We start from the raw sequence: 19,560 nt of genomic DNA, 5'->3' as shown, positions 1-19,560 counted from the left end.
GCCTCCGGCTATCCGCACGTGAAGCTGGCCGCGTCGTCCGTGCTGCCGCTGCCCTTGTAGATGGCCTTGCGCGGATACGGACACAGCGGACGCGTTCGGGTGGCGGCCCCATTGGCCACCTTCGACGCGACGATGGTGTCCGGCGCGATGCCCTTCTCGACCCAGTTGTCCAACGCCTTCAGCACGTCGTGCGTGGCGTCGATGGTGGGTGCGGCGATGCCGCCGTTTCCGAAGACGGTGGCACTGTTGCCGCCGGAGCAATGACCCATGCTCGGGACAAGGAACAGACGGAAGAAGCTATCCATCGCGCCCTGCGAGCCTTGCAGCGTCTGCACGGCGTTGTAATAGGCAATGGTGTCCTGCGGATTGACCACGGGGTCCGCCCATCCCTGGTACACGATGGCCTTGCCGCCTCGCGCCTTGAACGCGCCGATATCCGGGTTACGCTGATCGACGAGTTTGCCGACCTTGGCATCGGCGTATGTCACGTCGCGGTCGTAATCGAAGGTCCACCAGTTCCATTGCGGGTTCTCGAATACCCACAGCCGCCAGAAATCGGCGCGCGTCGGCTCCGAGACGCCCCAGTAGCTGGACCAGCCCGATTCGCTTCCCACCGTCAGGCCGGGATAGAGCTGCTCGCCGGTGCGAGGATTCTTCGGGCCCGCGTAGATTTTCTTGACGACGTCGATCTGCGGCTGCGTGAGGCAGGTCGGGCTGTCCGCGCCGGTACACAACAGGCTATCGACGTTGAACTGCGCGGTCGTGCATGCGCGCGGGTCCTCCATTGCGCCATCCGTCACACCATCGAGGCTGTCGCATGCCGCCACCGCGGCGTTCGTGACCATCGCCATCTTCGACGCCGGAAGAATCAGCGTCGTATTGTCGCCCGGCGTGCGATTGCTCAGGAACCGATGCATGAACTCCACATTCAGCCGGATGCGATTGTTGCCGGGCGCCCCGGCAATAACGCCATCGAAGTCCTGCGGATACTGCTGGATTTCCGCGTAGCCCTGATGGCCGCCGGTCGAGCAGCCGTAGTAGTAGGCGCGCGAAGGGGCCTTCGACTGCAACGACGCGATCAGCGTCTTGCCGGGCGCGGTAATCGCATGGATCGACCGCGTGCCCCAGTCGGCAATCTTCTCCGGATGACCGACGCCCCAGAACATCTCGTTCGGATCCGCCGATTGATGCCCCGTGTCACCGCCGATGACGGCATAACCCTGCCGCATGGCGTAAGCCATGTCGCCGTAGCTGAGCGCGGGGCTGTAACCGCCGTTGCCGGTGGTCACGAGCTTGCCGTTCCATGACCCATCGGTCGGCACCCACACTTCGAAGTTGACGAGCGAGTCCGACGTCGGTGTCGCGCTGCCCTGAATCCTGCAGAACGCGGGCAACCCGGTAAGGGGCGTCCTTGCGCCGGGCGGCGTGAAACTGCTTGCGGGTATCGCTGCCGCACTCGTCACGGACGCGCCGTCCAGCTTCACCTGAGCAAGCGACGTGGTGTCGCATGCGGTCGCCGTGGTCGCTGGCGGTGTCGTCGTGGCGGGCGGCGCGGACGATGACGGCCCATCGTCCCCACCGCATGCATGCAGCCATCCGGTACACGCCAGCACGAGCACCGGCCATGTCAGGACCGCCCGGAACTTCGGGTCTCGACGCATTTGCCTCCTCCTTGTATTCATTGCCTGCAAGCAAAGACCAGTCATGCGCTGGCGACCGGAGTATAGGCGCGACAAATTCGTGCAATAAATTGATTATTTGGATGTATTTATCGGTTTTGCAGGATGATGATCGGGTCGTGGATCGCGAGGTTTATCGATCTGGCGGCCGCTATAGCGTGCCGTGCAGGCGGCGCAGCCCACGGCTGAATGCGGCGCCCATGATCGACTCGTGACTCTCTTCCGGATAGACATGCGCCTCGACGGAGAATCGATCGTTGTGCCAGCCCTGGAGGATCTGTTTCATCATGAACATGTCACCCGGCATGTCGGTACGTCCCAGTGCCGACTGCACGACGCCCCGGATGGCATCCGGCATTGGCCCGCCAAACTGCAGGCCGAACCGTGCGCGATGCTCGAGTTCGCCCGCGCACAAGTAGACTTGCGCCGCCGGCGCCGGGCTTTCCGCGACGACCCGCGCGGCAACGTCGAGCAAGGCATGATCGTCCCACCACAACGAGGGACTGACCGCGAGATAACGACGAAACGCCTCGGGGCGGTGCAATAACGCATACAGGACGAAGAAGCCGCCGAAAGACTGCCCGGTCAGCGTCGCCTCGCCGAGATCGACGGGAAACGTGTCCGCGAGCGCCGGCATGAGTTCATCGGCCAGAAAATCAAGAAACGCCTCGGCCCCTCCCGTCGGGGCCATACCGGGCAACCCCATGAATGCAGGCGTCACCGGCTCGAAAGCCGGCCATGACGTGGTCAGCTCTCGATTTCGCTTGATGGCGAACGGGGGATTCGCATCGAGCGGATAGCCAACGCTGACGCCATAGACCAGAGGCAGGTCCAACCCCACCGCGCAACTCTTGATCGTACTGATGAGCGCACCGCCGCTAAGCTCCGCATCTGTCGCAACCACCAGTGCGCCAAGCGTGCCCGCCTGCGGCACGCGATTCGGCGTCACGCAGATACGAAGAACGTCGTCGATATGGTCCGGCCGAACCAGCCAGACTTCAGACCCCGACACCAGGGTATCCCGGTGCTTCTCGATAATTTCCATTTTTGCCCTCCATGACCGTGAATCGAGCATCTCCGTGATGCATGCGACAGGTATATCGCTCGTTCACGCTGCGCTGGATCGGTCAATCGACCGATTCGTGGCGAGCGAGCGGGGGAAATTGGAAAAACGGCGCAATCGAGAATTGCAGCGTGGCGGCGGGTTCCGAGTCGTCGTGCGTCACCGTCGAATCGGTGCAGCAGTATCAGGTCCTGCTGTATGGCGTGCGCTGGCCCGACGATCCACCCTTCGCACTGAATCGCGCGTGGCCGCCGCAGATTTCGAGCTGCGACGCGCGCGTGACGCTTCGCTCGACGGCGCAGCCGCAATGCGGGAAAGCGCTGTTCTCCCCTCGCTTCCAGCAGCCCGGCAAGATCCAGCAGTTCTACAGCTACGTGCGACAGGTCGGCAGCAGGCACGACCATGTCGTCGACGTCAGCCGGGCCCTTATTGCCCTATGGAAGGAAGGTGCACCGTGGCGCGAAGCGGGAAAGTATTTCGACTGCGTGTTCGCCGTCGAGAGGACGGACGCGTTGGCGGGGCCGGGCCCATTCGAGGAATGATGCGACCGCGATGACGAACAACATCGACCCGCCCCTTCCCTTCCGCGAAGGCATGGCTATACTGTATATATATACAGTACTCAATTCCTCCAGGCCATGCTCCCACAACCTGCAAATTGCCCGCTATGCGGAACCTCCGCAGAACGCATTCGGTCTTCTGCCCTGCGCGGGTACAAGTACACCTGTCCGAAATGTGGCTCGTTCGGCATTGAGACCTCCGCCTTGGGCATCAATGCAATGCCACCATCGGCACCACAAGACCTTGCCCGGCTTCGGGCCTATGGGTATCTGCCTTGTATTCAGCGCGACAAGCAAGGCGTTCGCGTAGGCCCGGGCAAGGCATAACGCTCCCACGGGCCCACCAGATTTACTCAGGACACACATATCGGGCAGGGACTTCTGCCTTGACAATGGCCTCGCCGCGAGAACAGAATGTCCCGTGTCCTAGGACACGGGACAGCACGGAGGTGCGCGCGATGAAAAGTCAAGACATTCTGCTCCTATTGAAGCTTGTGAGCCTCGAGATCAGAGATCGGGAGGCCGGCCGGCCTCGCATAGACGGCTGGCAAGACTGGGAGCTGGAGAGTGCCGCTCCGGGCGGCTCCGCGCTGCTCGCGCAAGAGCTGGGGTGGGAAGACCGAAGCGATGTTCACCTTAAGGCATCACCGAGCGCGATGGTCACCCTCTCTCGCGCGGAGAGTCCGCGTGGCGAGGGTGAACTGGAATACTCGGATGCGGGGGAGCGGAATAAAGCTGAATTCAGCGTCCGAGGTCTAGCGGACTCAACCGGTATCAGCAAGTCGCAAGTGAGCCTGTCACTCCAACGGTGCTTCGAAGCAGGTTTAGCAAAATTAGATCGAAGAGACGGCGTGCCCCGCGCCAACGCGAAGGCGCTCGGCGAATTGTTGATCCACGGAATCCGCTACGTATTTCCCGCCAAACCGGGAGAAGTAACGCGAGGTATTGCGACATCGTTGGGAGCACCGGTCCTCGAAGGGAAGCTGATGTCCGCTGGCGAGATTGTGCCAGTGTGGCCAGACCCTCGCGGGAACACGAAAGGCGCGGCGATCATTCCGTTCGCGCCTTCGGTACCGAACGCCGTGCGGAAGGATTCGCGTCTGTATGCCCTGCTTGCCCTGACGGATGCCATTCGCATCGGGCAGCCCAGGGAGCGCAATCTGGCCAGCGAGATGTTGGAGTCCATGCTGAAGGTGACTTAGTGAAAAACTTCAATCGGCACAAAGATAAAACAAAAATGGAAAGCTTCGCGCTTCCCATCGATGCCACTCAGCGAATCAACCCATGACCCTCAGGTCACCGGCGCCGGATTAAACAGCGCCAGCGAGTTGTACAGCTTGTGGTGTTCCGCCCAAGTCTTCTTGCGCCCGCTCGCCACGTCGATCATCAGCTGGAACAGTTCCCAGCCCACATCCTCGATCGTCGCTTCGCCCGTGGCGATGCGGCCTGCGTTCACGTCCATCAGGTCGTGCCAGCGGCGGGCCAGGTCGTTGCGGGTGGCTACCTTGATCACGGGGACCTCCGCCAGGCCGTAGGGCGTGCCGCGGCCCGTTGTGAAGACGTGGAGGTTCATGCCGGCCGCCAGTTGCAGCGTGCCGCAGATAAAGTCGCTGGCCGGTGTGGCCGCGTAGATCAGGCCCTTTTGCTTGAGCTTTTCGCCCGGTGACAGCACACCGGTAATCGGCGCGCTGCCGGACTTCACGATCGAGCCCATCGCCTTTTCGACGATGTTCGACAGGCCGCCCTTCTTGTTGCCCGGCGACGTGTTCGCGCTGCGGTCCACGCGGCCGCGGTCCAGGTATTTGTCGTACCAGTCCATCTCGCGAATCATGGCCTCGGCCACCTCCGGCGTGGCCGCGCGGGCGGTCAGCTGGTCGATGCCGTCGCGAACTTCGGTGACTTCCGAGAACATCACGGCCGCGCCGGCGCGTACGAGCAGGTCCGTCGCGAAGCCCACCGCCGGGTTGGCGGTCACGCCCGAGAACGCATCGCTGCCCCCGCATTGCACGCCAACCACGAGGTCCGACACCGGGCACGTCTCGCGACGGCGCTGGTTCAGCTTCTCCAGATGCGTCTCGGCCATCGTCATGATCGAGTCGATCATCGAACCGAATCCCACATGCTGGTCATCCTGCAGGCACACGACCCCCACCTGCACCTCGCCGGCACCGGTCTGGATCGGAATCGTGCCCGGCGGCAGCAGGCGCTCCGGCTGCAGCTTCTCGCAGCCCAGGCTCACCATCATCGCCGTGCCGCCGAAGTTCGGGTTCAGCGCGATATTGCGCAGCGTGCGAATAGGCACCACCGCGTCCGGCGCGTCGATCGCCACCCCGCAGCCATACGTATGCTCGAGGCCGATCACGTCATCGACGTTCGGATACTTCGGCAGCAGCTCGTCCTTGATGCGGCGCACCGCATGCTCGACCACGCCCGACACGCACTGCACGGTCGTCGTAATGGCCAGGATATTGCGCGTGCCGACCGAACCGTCCGGGTTCCGGAAACCCTCGAACGTATAGCCTTCCAGCGGCGGCAGCGGCGCAGGCAGACGCGTGCCGATCGGCAGATCGGTCAGGCCCGGTGCCACCGGCATGTCCATCACGCGCTCCCAGACCCAGCTGCCGCGCGGCAGGTCCTTCTGCGCGTAGCCGATGACCACGTTGTAGCGGATGATCGCATCGCCCTGCTTCAGGTCGGCGAGCGCCACCTTGTGCCCCTGCGGCACACGTTCGCGCAGCGTCAGGCCGTCGGCGAACACCGCGCCTTCGCCAAGGCCGCCGTCGTTGGCAACGATGGCGACGTTGTCGTTCTCGTGAATGCGGATATACAGCGGCGGCAGTGCCGGCTTCTGTTCGATGTTCTGTTCAAGCGTCTGTGGGGACGTGACCGACATGATGGTTCTTCCTTCTGCTTTTCTGCTTAATTGGGGTGCTTCAGTTCCACCCGGCGGATGTCCTTGACGATCACCAGATAGCTGAGCACCGTAACCAGCGCGTTGACCCCCACGAACACGAGCGCGCCGTTGAACGAACCCGTGACGCTGAGGATATAGCCAATCACGATCGGCGTCACGATGCCCGCGATATTGCCGAACGTGTTGAAGATGCTGCCGGCCAGGCCGATGACTTCCTTCGGCGCGGTATCGGCGACCACGGCCCAGCCCAGCGCGCCGATGCCCTTGCCGAAGAACGCCAGCGCCATGATGCCGACCACGAGCCATTCGGCATCGACGTAATTGCACGCGATCATGCTCACCGACAGCAGCATGCCGGCAACGATAGGCACCTTGCGCGCGACCGTCAGCGTATAGCCGCGACGCAGCAGCGTGTCGGAGATCACGCCGCCCAGCACGCCGCCGAGGAAACCGCAGATCGCGGGCAACGACGCGACGAAGCCGGCCTTCAGGATCGACATGCCGCGCGCCTGCACCAGATACACGGGGAACCAGGTCAGGAAAAAGTACGTGAGCACGTTGATGCAGTACTGGCCGAGGTACACCCCGGCGAGCATGCGGTTGGACAGAAGCTGGCGCGCATAGAACCAGCCGGCGGGCGCGGACTTCCCGTCGTCCTTGCCGTCGCTGCCGCTCATATGGATCAGGCCACCGCCCTGCTCGATATGGTCGAGCTCGGCCTGGTTGATCGACGGATGCGTGGCCGGGCTATGCATGACCTTGAGCCACACGAGCGCCAGCAGCATGCCCAGGCCGCCCATCCACAGGTACACGTGGTGCCAGCCGATCTCGTGCGTGAGCCAGGCCATCAGCGGCGTGAACACGACCGCGGCGAAGTACTGCGCCGCATTGAAGATCGCCGACGCGGTGCCGCGCTCGGCCGTCGGGAACCAGCTCGCCACGACCTTCGCGTTGGCCGGAAACGCCGGCGATTCGGCGAGGCCCACGGCAAAACGCAGCACGAACAGCACGACCATCGCGGACGCGAACGTCGCGAAGATGCCGAGCCAGCCCTGCAGCAGCGTGAAGAACGACCATGCGAAAATGCTGGCCGCGTAGATCTTGCGCGCGCCAAAGCGGTCGAGCAGCCAGCCGCCCGGCAACTGCGCCAGCACGTAAGCCCAGCTGAACGCGGAGAAGATAAAGCCCATCTGCACGGCATCGAAACCGAACTCCTGGCGCATGGCCGGGCCAGTGATGGAGAGCGTGGCGCGGTCGGCGTAATTGACCGTGGTCACCACAAAGATCAGCAGAAGAATCCAGTAACGGACGTTGGTGCGGCGCGCGCCGGAGTCGGCGTGCGCGGCGGGAACGGTATTCGCGGGGTTGAAACTCATCGGGTCTCCTCACAGCCGTTGACCCCATAGCGGCATGCAGCGGGATCGGCTTGTGAATGTCATCTACACAACAGTCGTCGTACGACATCGATTATAGAGACGCGATTCCTGCACCAGTATCTCGCGTTTACCCTATGATGCGGTGCACACGGTCCGCAACCGGCACCATCATGGGGAAAACCCGCCAAGCGTTGTCCCGCTTGGGTTTCCTTTCAATTCCCTTGCACGGCCTGGCCCGCTGGATCGCGCACGCCATCTCGGTGCTTACCCTGAGCATGGCGGATCGTACTTGCTTCCCGAAAGGCTTGGTTGTACGATGACTTATCTCAACGCACCACCACCACCCTTTCTTCGCCATGTGGCGATCAGGAACAGCGACATGACTACACCGCAAGAACTCAAGCAGATCATCTCCGAAGGCCTGCTGTCGTTCCCCGTGACCGACTTCGACGCGCAAGGCAACTTCCGCGCGGACACCTATGCAGCCCGCCTTGAATGGCTCGCGCCGTATGGTGCGTCGGCCCTGTTCGCGGCCGGCGGCACCGGCGAGTTCTTCTCGCTGACGCAACAGGACTATTCGAACGTCATCCGCACCGCGGTGGAAACCTGCCGTGGCAAGGTGCCCATCCTGGCCGGTGCCGGTGGCCCGACCCGCGTGGCGATCGAATACGCGAAGGAAGCGGAACGTCTGGGCGCGCACGGCATCCTGTTGATGCCGCATTACCTGACGGAAGCCAGCGAAGACGGGATTGCCAACCATATCGAAGAGGTTTGCAAGGCCACCAAGTGCGGCGTGATCGTCTACAACCGCGCCAACTCGCGTATCGGTGCCGATCTGCTGGCCAAGGTCGTGGACAAGTGCCCGAACCTGATCGGTTTCAAGGACGGCGTGGGCGACATCGAAGCGATGGTGCGCGTGCGCCGCAAGCTCGGCGACCGTCTGGCTTACCTCGGTGGCCTGCCGACCGCCGAAGTCTACGCCGCCGCCTACAAGGCACTGGGCGTGCCCGTGTACTCGTCGGCCGTGTTCAACTTCATCCCGAAGACCGCGATGGAGTTCTACCGCGCGATCGCCGCGGACGATCACGAGACCGTCGGCAAGCTGATCGACTCGTTCTTCCTGCCGTACCTGGACATCCGTAACCGCAAGCAAGGCTACGCGGTGTCGATCGTAAAGGCCGGCGCCAAGCTGGTCGGCTACGATGCGGGCCCGGTGCGCGCACCGCTGACGGACCTGACCGGCGCGGAACTGGAACAGCTGGACGCGCTGATCAAGAAGCTCGGACCGCAGTAAGTCGATGTGCCCTCCCCTCGGGGAGGACGCCTCGAAAAAACGGCCCCCGCAGGGGCCGTTTTTTATTGCACGCCAAACCGCGCGGCCGGCTTGCTGCGCGACAGGTTCGGCCCCAACGCCGCACGCGCGGACTCGAACGCATTCCAGTCCGCCACCTCGGGCAGCGACGGCACGGTCACCACTTCGCCCTGATCGAAGCCGGCCAGCGCCGCATCGACGAGATCGTCGCCGCTCATCACCCACTCCTGCGGCAGCGCGTCCACCGAGTGGCCCGCCACATCCCAGAACTCCGTGCGCGTCGCGCCCGGCAGTACGGCCTGCACGCGCACGCCCTTGTCCGCGAGTTCGTGTTGCAGGGACTGCGTGAAGGCCAGCACGAACGCCTTGGAGCCGCCGTACACGCCGTTCAGCAGCGTGGGCGCCACCGCGACGATCGACGCGATATTGATGATGGTGCCAGCGCCGCGGGCCACGAAGCCCGGTACGGCGGCATAGGTCAGGCGCGTCAGCGCCGTCACGTTGACCTCGATCATCGCCTGCATCGTGTCCACGTCCGCCTGCAGCAGCGGCGCCGCGGCGCCCACGCCGGCGTTGTTGACCAGCACCGTGATGGCCGGATCGTCACGCAGCAGCTGCTCCACGCGCTTCATGTCTTCCACCTTGCCCAGGTCCGCGACGACGATCTGCGCGGTGCGGCCGGTCTCGCGCTCGATGCGCGCGGCCAGTTGCTCGAGGCGGCCCCGGTTGCGCGCGACGAGGATCAGATCGTGACCGCGGCGGGCGAGACGGTCCGCGTAGATGGCGCCGATACCCGACGATGCGCCCGTGACGACCGCCTTGCCCGTGTTTTGCTTGCTCATGATGAAGACTCCGATTCCTGTGACATTGAGAGTTGCGGGCGGGTATGCCGCCTGCCTGATGCCAAGATTAGTGCCATAATGCAATGGCTCAAATGTCATAGAAACCACCTTTTCTGCCATGCTCAAGATCGCTATCGCGCTGTATCCGGGGTTCCAGGTGCTGAACCTCGCGGTCTCCACCGTGCTCGAGTTCGCCAACAAGGAACTGCCGGAGCCGCTGTATGCCGTGCATCTGCTCTCCGAGCACGGCGGGCCCGTCATGTGCTCGGGCGGGTTCACGGTGACCACGGAGCCCTTCAACCGCCGCCGCTACGACACCGTGCTCGTGGTCGGCGACAACGACGTCCGGCCCACGCCGCCCGCGCTCGTCGAGTTTCTCCGCCGCACGGCGAAGACCGCGCGCCGCATGGGCGCGACGTGCACGGGCGCGTTCAATCTGGCCGAGGCCGGTGTGCTGGCGGGCCGGCGTGCGACCACGCACTGGTTCCATGCGGACATGCTGCGCGAGCGGTATCCCGATATCGAGGTGGAGGACGATCGCATCTTCATTACCGATGGATCGGTGTGGACGTCGGCCGGCATGACGGCGTGCATCGACCTCGCGCTGGCGATCGTCGAGCGCGACTGCGGCCCCGAGGTGGCGCGCGACGTTGCCAAGAAACTCGTGGTCTATCACCGGCGCACCGGCGGTCAGTCACAGTATTCGAAGATGCTGGAGCTGCAGCCGCGCTCGGACCGCATCCAGGCGGCACTCGATTACGCGCGGTCCAATCTGCAGGACGAGTTGTCGGTCGATCAGCTCGCCGAGGCCGCGCATCTGAGCCCGCGGCAGTTTGCGCGCGCGTTTCGCGAGGAAACCGGCGAGACGCCGGCCAAGGCCGTCGAGCATCTGCGCGTGGAAGCCGCGCGCCTCATGATGGAATCGGGCCGGCATTCGATCGACGTGGTCGCCCGCGAGACGGGCTTCGGCGATCGCGAGCGCATGCGCCGCTCTTTTCTGCGCGCGTACGGTCAGCCGCCGCAGGCGATTCGACGCATGGCGCGCGGCGCGGCCACCGCCACGGCCGCATGACGCCGGCGGGAACCGTCGGCACAAAAAAACAAGGCCCTCCACAAGGGAGGGCCTTCGGCAAGACTGGCACCGGAGAACCGGCGCCAGATACCAGGCGCACTGTCAGGCGGCTATCAGGCCGCTGCGTCCTTCAGCTTCTTCAGCGGACGGACCTTGACCTTCACGCTGGCAGGCTTGGCCGGGAACCAGCGCTCTTCGCCGGTGAACGGGTCCTTGCCGAAGCGCTTCTTCTTGGCCGGCACTTGCTGCGCGGTCACCTTCAGCAGGCCCGGCAGCGTGAATTCGCCAGCGCCCTTCTTGTTCAGCGCGCTGACGATCGTGTTTTCCAGATGAGCCAGCACCGTCTTCACGGCCTTCGGCTCCAGCTGGGTCTGTGCCACCAGGTGAGCGACCAGGCTCGACTTGTTGAAGGTGTCCTTCAGCGGCTTGGCGACGGGCGTCGCAGCAGCCGGAGCAGCCTTCTTTGCCGGAGCGGCCTTCTTGGCAGCAGTCTTGGGCGCCGCAGCCTTCTTGGCAGCGGTCTTGGTTGCAGCGGGCTTCGCTGCAGTCTTCGCGGTCGGTTTCGCTTTGGTCGCCATATCCAATAAACAAGAGTTCAAGAGTTGAACAAAACGTCCGGCACCAATCTCAACGTCCCGTTGCAAAGCTGTCGTACTACGCTTGCCTTGCAACGAATCGACACGCTGTCGATCCTGGGTGCCGGTACGCACTGAATCATAGCGGAAACAGCCGCGAGTCAAGGAGTTTTCGTAAGCCAGATACGTGAAACCCAGTGAAAACCCCGTGTTTTGTCGCTGGTTTGCGTCAGCATGCATGCGTTGGTGGGGTACGTCCCCCCACTTTCGCATCCCCGGTGCCCTGTCACACTCTGTTTTCTAGTGTCCGTGCGCACCCGTCGTGGCACCCGTTGCCGCACCCAACGCAACACGCAAACGCCGTGCGAAACCCAGTGCGAACGCGGTTTCCGCAACCAGGAACAGTGGGCCGATCAGCAGTCCGGCCAGGTCATCGACGAACGCCGGCTTGCGTCCCTCGTAGTGGTGACCGACGAACTGGATGATCCATCCGACTACGAACAGTCCGATGCCTGCGCCGAGCCAGACCACGTCCGGCATGGCCGCGAGCCAGGCGCCGACCGCAACGAACACCGCGAGAATCGCCGCCATCGCCGCACCGAATGCGAGCGACAACCGCAGGTAGAACAGGCACGAGAGCACGTACACGACGATTGCCGGGGTCAGAAACATCGGGCCGTCGCCGAGCGCGATCGCGGGCCGCGCGAGCAGCGTCGTGACGGCCAGCACGATCATCGGGATGCCGATAAAGTGCGTGAACACATTGCGGGGGTTGCGATGGTAGGCGGCGTACTGGCCAAGATGATCGATCAGGGTTTTCACGGGCGTCTCCGCGCTGTTGTTGTCCTCCCATGGTAGGCACGATCGCGTGGAAGATGTCTTCCAAACGCGTGCCATGCATCGCGTGAATTGCCCGCAGAAAGTTTGCTGATAAGCGTGCCGGCGTGGGTGTTTAGCTGTGGACTGCGCGTGCGGGGCGTCTCCATAATGGGCCGACATCGAAAAACAATCGGGAGACATCCATGTCATTGTTCGATCTGACCGGCAAGGTTGCGATCATCACGGGTTCCTCGCGCGGCATCGGCCGGGCGATCGCGGAGCAGATGGCCGTACAGGGTGCCAAAGTGGTGATTTCTTCGCGCAAGCTGGACGCATGCGAGGAGGTGGCCGCGGCCATCAACGCGGAGCATGGCGAAGGCACCGCGATCGCGGTGGCGGCCAGCATTTCATCGAAGGCGGATCTGCAGCGGCTGGTCGATGAGACCAACCGCGTGTTCGGACGTATCGACGTGCTGGTGTGCAACGCGGCCTCGAACCCCTACTACGGTCCGATGAGCGGCGTCAGCGACGAGCAGTTCCGCAAGGTGCTCGACAACAACGTGATTGCCAATCACTGGCTTATCCAGATGGTGGCGCCGCAGATGATCGCGCGGCGCGATGGGTCCATCGTCATCGTGTCGTCGATCGGCGGACTGCGGGGGTCGCCGACGATCGGCGTCTACAACGTGTCGAAGGCCGCGGATTTCCAGCTCGCACGCAACCTCGCGGTCGAGTTCGGACCGCACAACGTGCGCGTGAACTGCATTGCGCCGGGGCTCATCAAGACGGATTTCGCGCGCGCGCTGTGGGAAGATCCGGTGCGCTATCGGCAGTCGACGGAGGGGGCGCCGCTGCGGCGCATCGGCGAGCCGATCGAGATCGCCGGCGCGGCGTGCTTCCTCGCCTCCGCCGCGAGTTCGTTCATGACCGGCCAGGCGGTGGTCGTGGATGGCGGCGTGACGATCTGACGCGCGGTTCGATGTGATTACTTCACGGGAATCGCGGTTTCCGCCGGCACCGGCACCGCGGTGACCGCGTTCTGCGGGCTGCCGCTGACGATGCGGTCCGAGTACGTGAGGTACACGAGCGTATTGCGCTTGCGGTCCACCGCGCGCACCACGTGCAAGGTCTTGAACAGGACCGACATGCGCTCGGAGAACACGTCCTCCTGTGCACGCAGGGGACCCTTGAACGAGATCGGGCCCACCTGCCGGCAGGCGATCGACGCCTCGGGCGGGTCTTCCGCCATGCCGAGCGAACCCTTGATGCCGCCGGTGCGGGCGCGCGACACGTAGCACGTCACGCCCTGCACCTGCGGGTCGTCATACGCCTCGATGACGACCTTGTCCGAGCCCGTCACGCGGAAGTTCGTGCTGACGCTGCCGATCTCCTCCGCCCCGGCGGGCGCCGCCGCCATCGCGCACGCGACGGCAGCCCCACAGACCATCATCCATCCCCATCGTTCGCTTTGCATAGGCGCTCCGCTCACCCGACCGACCGCTGCTTGATGTCGTCGTGGCGCTTTTCCATTTCCTGCCGCAACGCGCGGCGCTGCTGCGCGGCTTCGAAGCGTTGGCGCTCTTCCTCGTCGCGCGGCTGCAGCGACGGCACCTCGGCTGGCCGCCCGTTGTCGTCCACGGCGACCATCGTGAAATAACAGCTATTGGTATGGCGCACGAGCTTGCTGCGGATATTCTCGGTAATCACCTTGATACCGATTTCCATCGAGCTGCGGCCCGTGTAGTTGACCGACGCCAGAAAGGTCACGAGCTCGCCCACGTGGATGGGCTGGCGGAACATGACCTGGTCCACCGACAGCGTGACCACGTAGCGGCCCGCATAACGGCTGGCGCAGGCATACGCGACCATATCCAGGTATTTGAGAATGGTGCCCCCGTGCACGTTGCCGGAGAAGTTGGCCATGTCCGGCGTCATCAGCACGGTCATGGAAAGCTGGTGGGACAGATCGTTCATCGCGGGTATTCCATAAACAGGCCAGAAGCGAGCTTGGCTCGCGCGCGCAGTTTAACCCGGCGCAGCGTCGCGATAAACGAATGGGAAGCAGAAAAAAGAAAAGCGGCCCGGAAGGCCGCTTTGCGACTTGTCGAACGCGAAAGTCTTACTTCTTCTTGTTCACGGCGTCCTTGAAGCCTTGGCCGGCGGAGAACTTCACCGTCTTGGCGGCCGGGATCTTGATGGTTTCGCCGGTACGCGGGTTACGGCCGGTACGGGCCGCGCGCTTGCCGGAGCTGAAGCTGCCGAAACCCACGAGCGTCACCGAATCACCCTTTGCAACTGCCTTCTTGATACTGTCCAGCGCTGCGTTCAACGCGCGCTCGGCGGCGGCGTTGCTGAGTTCTGCGTCCGCGGCGATGGCCGATACCAGTTCACCTTTATTCATGGCTGATTTCCCTTGTTTGGTCGTCGTCACCGATGTATCTGCCAGGCGGCAAATCACCGATCGGCGCAGTCTAATCTGCCCTTCGCGCCAAGCGCAATCCCAAGTGGCACCAATGCAACGGAAATCGCCGCAAATCGTTCCCTGACAAGACTTAGCGGGGGTTTTACCCCTCTTTTCGGGCAATCGAACGGCCCCGCGAGGGCCGCCCGTTCGACACCCCGGCCCTACCGAACCGTCCGCCCGACCGTGGTGCAACGCACCGTTTTGCGGCATGAAGACGCACCGAAATGCTGCATATCGAGGCATCGAAACCCGGCGCTCCGGTCTCGCCATCCGGGCGGCAGGCGTGGCCGGCCGACGCCGCGACGCCATCCCGGTGCACTTCGCACCGCGTTCGGGCGCGATTCGCCCCGTTTTAGCCCATTCTGGAATGCTTCTTGCGTACTCGCGCTCCCATTTTGCGCATGAGGTCACAATGGAAAACTGGAAGTCTGGCACGGATGCCCTGTTCATCCTGCTTGGAGCGATCATGGTGCTGGCCATGCATGCGGGATTCGCGTTCCTGGAACTCGGGACGGTCCGAAAGAAAAACCAGGTCAATGCACTCGTGAAAATCCTCGTTGATTTTGCCGTTTCAACGATTGCTTACTTTTTCATTGGTTATACCGTGGCCTATGGCGTCCAATTCATGTCGAGCGCGGAGGTTCTGGCGCAGAAAAACGGCTATGAATTGGTGAAATTCTTCTTTCTCGCGACGTTTGCGGCGGCGATTCCCGCAATTATTTCCGGCGGTATCGCGGAACGTTCGCGCTTCAGCCCGCAGCTGGTCGCCACGTTCATCCTCGTCGGCTTCGTGTATCCGTTCTTCGAGGGCATTGTCTGGAACCAGCATTTCGGCGTGCAGGACTGGATCGCCCGCGTGGCCGGCGCGCCGTTCCACGACTTTGCCGGCTCGGTGGTCGTGCACGCGGTCGGTGGCTGGATTGCGCTGCCCGCCATTCTGCTGCTTGGCGCGCGCCGCGGCCGCTATCAGAAGGACGGCCGCATCAGCGCGCATCCGCCGTCGAACATTCCGTTCCTCGCGCTGGGCGCGTGGGTACTCGCTGTGGGCTGGTTCGGCTTCAACGTGATGAGCGCGCAGAGTGTCGACAAGATCAGCGGACTGGTGGCCATCAACTCGCTGATGGCGATGGCCGGCGGCACGCTGTCGGCCTGGTGGGCAGGCCGCAACGATCCGGGCTTTGCGTACAACGGCCCGCTGGCCGGTCTCGTCGCGGTCTGCGCGGGCTCGGACCTCATGCATCCGCTCGGCGCGCTCGTGACCGGCGCCATTGCCGGCGTGCTGTTCGTGCATCTGTTTACGCTCGCGCAGAACAAATGGCATATCGATGACGTACTGGGCGTCTGGCCGCTGCATGGCCTCTGTGGCGCGTGGGGCGGCATTGCCGCGGGCATCTTCGGCTCCCATGCGCTGGGCGGCCTTGGCGGGGTGTCCATCGGCGCGCAGCTGATCGGCACGGGACTGGGCATCGTGATCGCCGTCGTCGGCGGCACGGTCGTCTACGGCACGCTCAAGAAGTTCGTCGGTATCCGGCTCGATCCCGAGGCCGAATTCCATGGCGCGGACCTGACGCTGCACCGCATCTCGGCGACGCCCGAGCGCGAGACCAACTGGTAAGCCGCTCTCTCCGCCATCCCCCCGAAGCCACCCAATGGGTGGCTTTTTTTGCGGCCCGCGGCTGCGGTGCCGCTGCCGATTGGCGGCTTCGGGCGGCCGCCTTTATTCCCTCCTGCGGATTATTTACTTGAACTTCCGCATTTGCGGGGCCAATAATGCCTTGCCCGCTTGTCGCATTTCTGCCAATTTGCGGCGCCGCGCGGGCCGTCGTTTCCAGCTTCCCATCACTGGAGAATGCCCATGGATTCCGAATCGCTGCTCAGTTTCCGCGACGTCGTCATCGGCTACGCCACTGTCTTTGGCGTCAAGATTCTCGCCGCGCTCGCCTTCTGGATCGTCGGCCGGTGGCTGATCCACTTCGTCGTCCGCATGTTGCAGAAAACGCTGGGGCGCCAGCAGGTGGACCCGACGCTGATGCGCTATATCGGCTCGATCGTCACGGTCACGCTGAACGTCGTGCTGGTCATCGGCATCCTCGGCTACTTCGGCATCCAGACCACGACGTTCGCGGCGCTGATTGCCGCGGCAGGCGTAGCCATCGGCATGGCATGGTCGGGGCTGATGTCGAACTTCGCGGCCGGTGCGTTCCTGATCGTGCTGCGGCCGTTCAAGGTCGGAGATTTCGTGACCATCGGCGGCGTCACGGGCACCGTGCGCGAGGTGGGGCTGTTTGCCACCACGCTCGATACGCCGGACAACGTGCTGACCGTCGTCGGCAACAACAAGATCTTCACCGACACCATCCAGAACTTCTCGGCGAATGCCTTCCGCCGCGTCGAACTCAAGGCGCAGCTGGCGGGCTCGACCGATGCGGCGGCCGCCGTGGCCCTGCTCAAGGCACGCATCGCGGCCATTCCCAACGTGCTGACGGAACCGCCGGTCGATGTCGAGATCCTCGAGTTCACGCTCGTGGGCCCCGTGCTTGCCGTGCGGCCGTACTGCCATAACGACCATTACTGGCAGGTGTACTTCGACACCAACCGCGTGATTCGCGAAAGCTTCGGCGAGGCGGGGTTCGCGGCCCCGATGCCGGCACAGGTGGTGGTGATGCAGGGCGCGCCGGCGATGCCGATGACCCCGGCGCAGTCGGCGAACGAGGCCGCCTAGTCCTCAGGCTGCCGGCTGGCGCGCCAGACCGGCATGCCCATACCACCGCATCGCCATCGCCGCCACGCCGCACACCGCCATCACCACGGCGAGCGGTAGCGCGGTGCCGTCGTGCCAGAAGCTGACCGCGGCACCCGCGAGGGTGCCGAGCGTGAATTGCAGCGTGCCCATCAGCGCCGATGCCGTGCCCGCGCGATGGCCCTGATGGGAGAGCGCGAGGGCCGAGGCGTTCGGCAGGATGCATCCCATACCGGACAGGCACACGAAGAAGCAGACCAGCAGCACCGGCAGCGTTGCCGTCCCGGTCAGCGCGGCCGCCGCGAGGACCACGCCTGCCAGACAGGGCGCGAACAGCGCGACGCGTAGCACGCCGTCCAGCGAACGCGCGCGCACGAGCCGCGCGTTGACCTGCGCCATGGAGATCAGGCCAAACGCGTTGGCGCCGAACACGAAGCCATAGTACGAAGGATCGATGCCGTGGAGTTCGATAAGTACGAACGGCGAGCCGGCGATGTACGCGAACATGGCCGCCTGCGAGCAGCCCGCCGCGAGCGTGTAGCCGACGAACTCCCGCGCGCGCAGCAGGTCCGCATAGCTCCGCATCACGGAAGCCGGATGCAACGGCTGCGCCCGCGCGGGATCGAGCGACTCTTCCATGCGGCGATGCACGAGCAGCAGAATCAGCAGCGCCGCGCCGCAATGCACCCAGAAGATCGCGCGCCAGCCGAACGACGCGAGAAGCGCCCCGCCGATGATGGGCGCGAGAATCGGCGCCAGGCCCATGACCAGCATCAGCGACGAGAACGCGCGCGCGGACTCTCGCGCTTCCAGCCTGTCCCGGATGACCGCGCGCGATACCACGATGCCCGCGCATCCACCCAGCGCCGCCAGGAAACGCCACCACATCAGCGACTCCACGCTGCCCGCGAGCGCGCAACCGGCCGCCGCGAGCGCATAGAGCACGAGGCCCAGATACAACGGCGGCTTGCGTCCGTAGCGATCGCTGATCGGCCCGTAAAACGCCTGCCCGATCGCCAGCCCGATCAGAAACGCGCCAAGCGTCAGCTGGATGCGGCTGATATCGACGTGCAGGTCCGCCGCGAGCGCCGGAAAGCTCGGGAGGTACATGTCGATGGAAAGCGGCGCGAGCGCGGTCAGCGACGCGCAGATCAGCAGCCAGAGGGGAAAACGGGGAGACGTCATGGAGATTCCGGAAAGCGGGCGGGACGGCGAGCGGCCCCGAGGAAGGAGGTGCGCGGCCCGGCAAACGGCGATTGTTACATAACCGTGCCCCGGGAACGCGTGACGGCACACCCGTCAAGTGGTGGCTTTCCCCGTATCCACGATTCTGTCGCAAACCGCGCAATGGGCCGGATGCCATACGTGGCGCGGCTTTCGCGCATGGCGAGGTGGAGGGTACAATGCCTGCCTGTCGGCGCGCGTGACGTGCCGGCCGCGCAGCCAGACGCATCGCGGACGACGGATCATCACGGGAACCGTCCCCGGCAACGTTATCCTGCATGACCAGACAATATTCGCCGTTGATTGCCACGCTGAGCCTGGCCGCTATCGCGACCTGGCTGCCGCCTTTGCCCGTGCAGGCGGCACCAGTGCGAGGCGGTCCACCACTCGCGCAACCCGCCCCGCCGCCGACGCCACCGGCCGTCGACGAAGCGGACGCGCTATCGCGCATGCTCAAGGGCGCCGCCACCGGCCAGAACACCGGCGCGGCCGGCGTGCCCGAATTCCTGCGCAATACCAACCGCCCCGACAGCATCCTCGCGCGCGCGTGCAGGCAGCTGAACGACGTGCTGCCGATGGACATCGATGCCGAGACGCGGCTGCGCCGCTGCCAGTCGGTACCGGGCAAGCACGTACTGTTTCAGCTGGAACTCACGAACTATCGCGGCCCGATGCTCGACCTCGCCAGTTTCGAGGTCAACTATGCGGCGCCGCTCCAGCGCAATATCTGCGCAAACCGTGACGTGGAAATCCTGACCAAGCTCGGGGTCAGCATGATGTTTCGCTACATGACGCGAAACGACCGCGGCGAGCGCCGCGTCGGAGACGTGTACATCAACGCGCCGATCTGCGTATCGGCCCTGCGGTAGCGGTACGACGCCACCACGAAAAACAAGGCCCCGTGTGTCAGACGGGGCCTT

At 64.1% G+C, this 19,560-nt stretch carries 19 protein-coding genes; 8 read left to right on the top strand and 11 right to left on the bottom strand.

What is annotated here, in order from left to right:
- Positions 1-8: 8 nt before the first annotated feature.
- Together FOB72_RS30995 and FOB72_RS30990 are read right to left on the bottom strand one after the other, a co-directional pair.
- Complete coding sequence (locus tag FOB72_RS30995) at positions 9-1,661, bottom strand: tannase/feruloyl esterase family alpha/beta hydrolase (RefSeq protein WP_191002319.1); 1,653 nt, start codon at positions 1,659-1,661, stop codon at positions 9-11.
- A 169-nt stretch (positions 1,662-1,830) separates the two neighbouring features.
- Positions 1,831-2,724, bottom strand: coding sequence for an alpha/beta hydrolase (locus FOB72_RS30990; protein ID WP_191002318.1), 894 nt, complete (start codon positions 2,722-2,724; stop codon positions 1,831-1,833).
- A 149-nt stretch (positions 2,725-2,873) separates the two neighbouring features.
- On the opposite strand from FOB72_RS30990, the gene FOB72_RS30985 reads away from it, so the two are divergent.
- Complete coding sequence (locus FOB72_RS30985) at positions 2,874-3,284, top strand: hypothetical protein (protein WP_191002317.1); 411 nt, start codon at positions 2,874-2,876, stop codon at positions 3,282-3,284.
- A gap of 476 nt (positions 3,285-3,760) precedes the next feature.
- Complete coding sequence (locus FOB72_RS30975) at positions 3,761-4,504, top strand: hypothetical protein (protein WP_150377036.1); 744 nt, start codon at positions 3,761-3,763, stop codon at positions 4,502-4,504.
- Between the two features lie 89 nt (positions 4,505-4,593).
- On the opposite strand, the gene garD is transcribed toward FOB72_RS30975, so the two are convergent.
- Both garD and FOB72_RS30965 read right to left on the bottom strand, forming a co-directional pair.
- Complete coding sequence (garD, locus tag FOB72_RS30970; RefSeq protein WP_150377035.1) at positions 4,594-6,195, bottom strand: galactarate dehydratase; 1,602 nt, start codon at positions 6,193-6,195, stop codon at positions 4,594-4,596.
- Between the two features lie 26 nt (positions 6,196-6,221).
- Entirely contained in the window at positions 6,222-7,592 is a 1,371-nt protein-coding gene (locus FOB72_RS30965) for an MFS transporter (protein ID WP_150377034.1), read from the bottom strand.
- Between the two features lie 379 nt (positions 7,593-7,971).
- Here FOB72_RS30965 and kdgD point away from each other — a divergent pair, with 379 nt between their 5' ends.
- Complete coding sequence (gene kdgD, locus FOB72_RS30960) at positions 7,972-8,886, top strand: 5-dehydro-4-deoxyglucarate dehydratase (RefSeq protein ID WP_150377033.1); 915 nt, start codon at positions 7,972-7,974, stop codon at positions 8,884-8,886.
- A 62-nt stretch (positions 8,887-8,948) separates the two neighbouring features.
- Here kdgD and FOB72_RS30955 read toward each other — a convergent pair whose 3' ends face one another.
- Positions 8,949-9,746: an SDR family NAD(P)-dependent oxidoreductase gene (locus FOB72_RS30955; protein ID WP_191002316.1), complete on the bottom strand. Its 798-nt coding sequence runs from the start codon at positions 9,744-9,746 to the stop codon at positions 8,949-8,951.
- Between the two features lie 118 nt (positions 9,747-9,864).
- On the opposite strand from FOB72_RS30955, the gene FOB72_RS30950 reads away from it, so the two are divergent.
- Positions 9,865-10,818, top strand: coding sequence for a GlxA family transcriptional regulator (locus FOB72_RS30950; protein ID WP_150377032.1), 954 nt, complete (start codon positions 9,865-9,867; stop codon positions 10,816-10,818).
- Positions 10,819-10,931: 113 nt separating this feature from the next.
- On the opposite strand, the gene FOB72_RS30945 is transcribed toward FOB72_RS30950, so the two are convergent.
- Both FOB72_RS30945 and FOB72_RS30940 read right to left on the bottom strand, forming a co-directional pair.
- On the bottom strand, positions 10,932-11,396 hold the full coding sequence (locus tag FOB72_RS30945; RefSeq protein WP_150377610.1) for an HU family DNA-binding protein: 465 nt from the start codon (positions 11,394-11,396) through the stop codon (positions 10,932-10,934).
- A gap of 297 nt (positions 11,397-11,693) precedes the next feature.
- Positions 11,694-12,215, bottom strand: coding sequence for a DUF962 domain-containing protein (locus FOB72_RS30940; protein ID WP_150377031.1), 522 nt, complete (start codon positions 12,213-12,215; stop codon positions 11,694-11,696).
- Between the two features lie 200 nt (positions 12,216-12,415).
- On the opposite strand from FOB72_RS30940, the gene FOB72_RS30935 reads away from it, so the two are divergent.
- Positions 12,416-13,180, top strand: coding sequence for an SDR family oxidoreductase (locus FOB72_RS30935; RefSeq protein ID WP_150377030.1), 765 nt, complete (start codon positions 12,416-12,418; stop codon positions 13,178-13,180).
- 17 nt (positions 13,181-13,197) lie between these two features.
- Here the strand turns inward: FOB72_RS30935 and FOB72_RS30930 are convergent, their stop codons facing one another.
- The 3 genes from FOB72_RS30930 to FOB72_RS30920 form a co-directional block, all read right to left on the bottom strand.
- On the bottom strand, positions 13,198-13,662 hold the full coding sequence (locus FOB72_RS30930; RefSeq protein WP_150377609.1) for a CreA family protein: 465 nt from the start codon (positions 13,660-13,662) through the stop codon (positions 13,198-13,200).
- 35 nt (positions 13,663-13,697) lie between these two features.
- A complete protein-coding gene (locus FOB72_RS30925) occupies positions 13,698-14,186 on the bottom strand; it encodes an acyl-CoA thioesterase (RefSeq protein WP_150377029.1) in 489 nt (162 codons plus the stop codon).
- A gap of 145 nt (positions 14,187-14,331) precedes the next feature.
- Entirely contained in the window at positions 14,332-14,613 is a 282-nt protein-coding gene (locus tag FOB72_RS30920) for an HU family DNA-binding protein (RefSeq protein ID WP_109583182.1), read from the bottom strand.
- A 475-nt stretch (positions 14,614-15,088) separates the two neighbouring features.
- Between FOB72_RS30920 and FOB72_RS30915 the strand changes: the two genes are divergently transcribed.
- Both FOB72_RS30915 and FOB72_RS30910 read left to right on the top strand, forming a co-directional pair.
- Positions 15,089-16,291: an ammonium transporter gene (locus tag FOB72_RS30915; protein ID WP_150377607.1), complete on the top strand. Its 1,203-nt coding sequence runs from the start codon at positions 15,089-15,091 to the stop codon at positions 16,289-16,291.
- A 240-nt stretch (positions 16,292-16,531) separates the two neighbouring features.
- Positions 16,532-17,398, top strand: a complete 867-nt coding sequence (locus FOB72_RS30910) for a mechanosensitive ion channel family protein (RefSeq protein WP_150377028.1) — start codon at positions 16,532-16,534, stop codon at positions 17,396-17,398.
- Positions 17,399-17,401: 3 nt separating this feature from the next.
- Here the strand turns inward: FOB72_RS30910 and FOB72_RS30905 are convergent, their stop codons facing one another.
- Positions 17,402-18,601, bottom strand: a complete 1,200-nt coding sequence (locus FOB72_RS30905) for a Bcr/CflA family multidrug efflux MFS transporter (RefSeq protein WP_150377027.1) — start codon at positions 18,599-18,601, stop codon at positions 17,402-17,404.
- Between the two features lie 317 nt (positions 18,602-18,918).
- On the opposite strand from FOB72_RS30905, the gene FOB72_RS30900 reads away from it, so the two are divergent.
- Entirely contained in the window at positions 18,919-19,509 is a 591-nt protein-coding gene (locus FOB72_RS30900) for a hypothetical protein (RefSeq protein ID WP_150377026.1), read from the top strand.
- Positions 19,510-19,560 lie beyond the last annotated feature (51 nt).

Origin of the sequence: Cupriavidus pauculus (assembly GCF_008693385.1) — a bacterium.
Taxonomy (GTDB): Bacteria; Pseudomonadota; Gammaproteobacteria; order Burkholderiales; family Burkholderiaceae; genus Cupriavidus; species Cupriavidus pauculus_D.
This window is presented reverse-complemented; position numbering and strand designations above follow the sequence as displayed.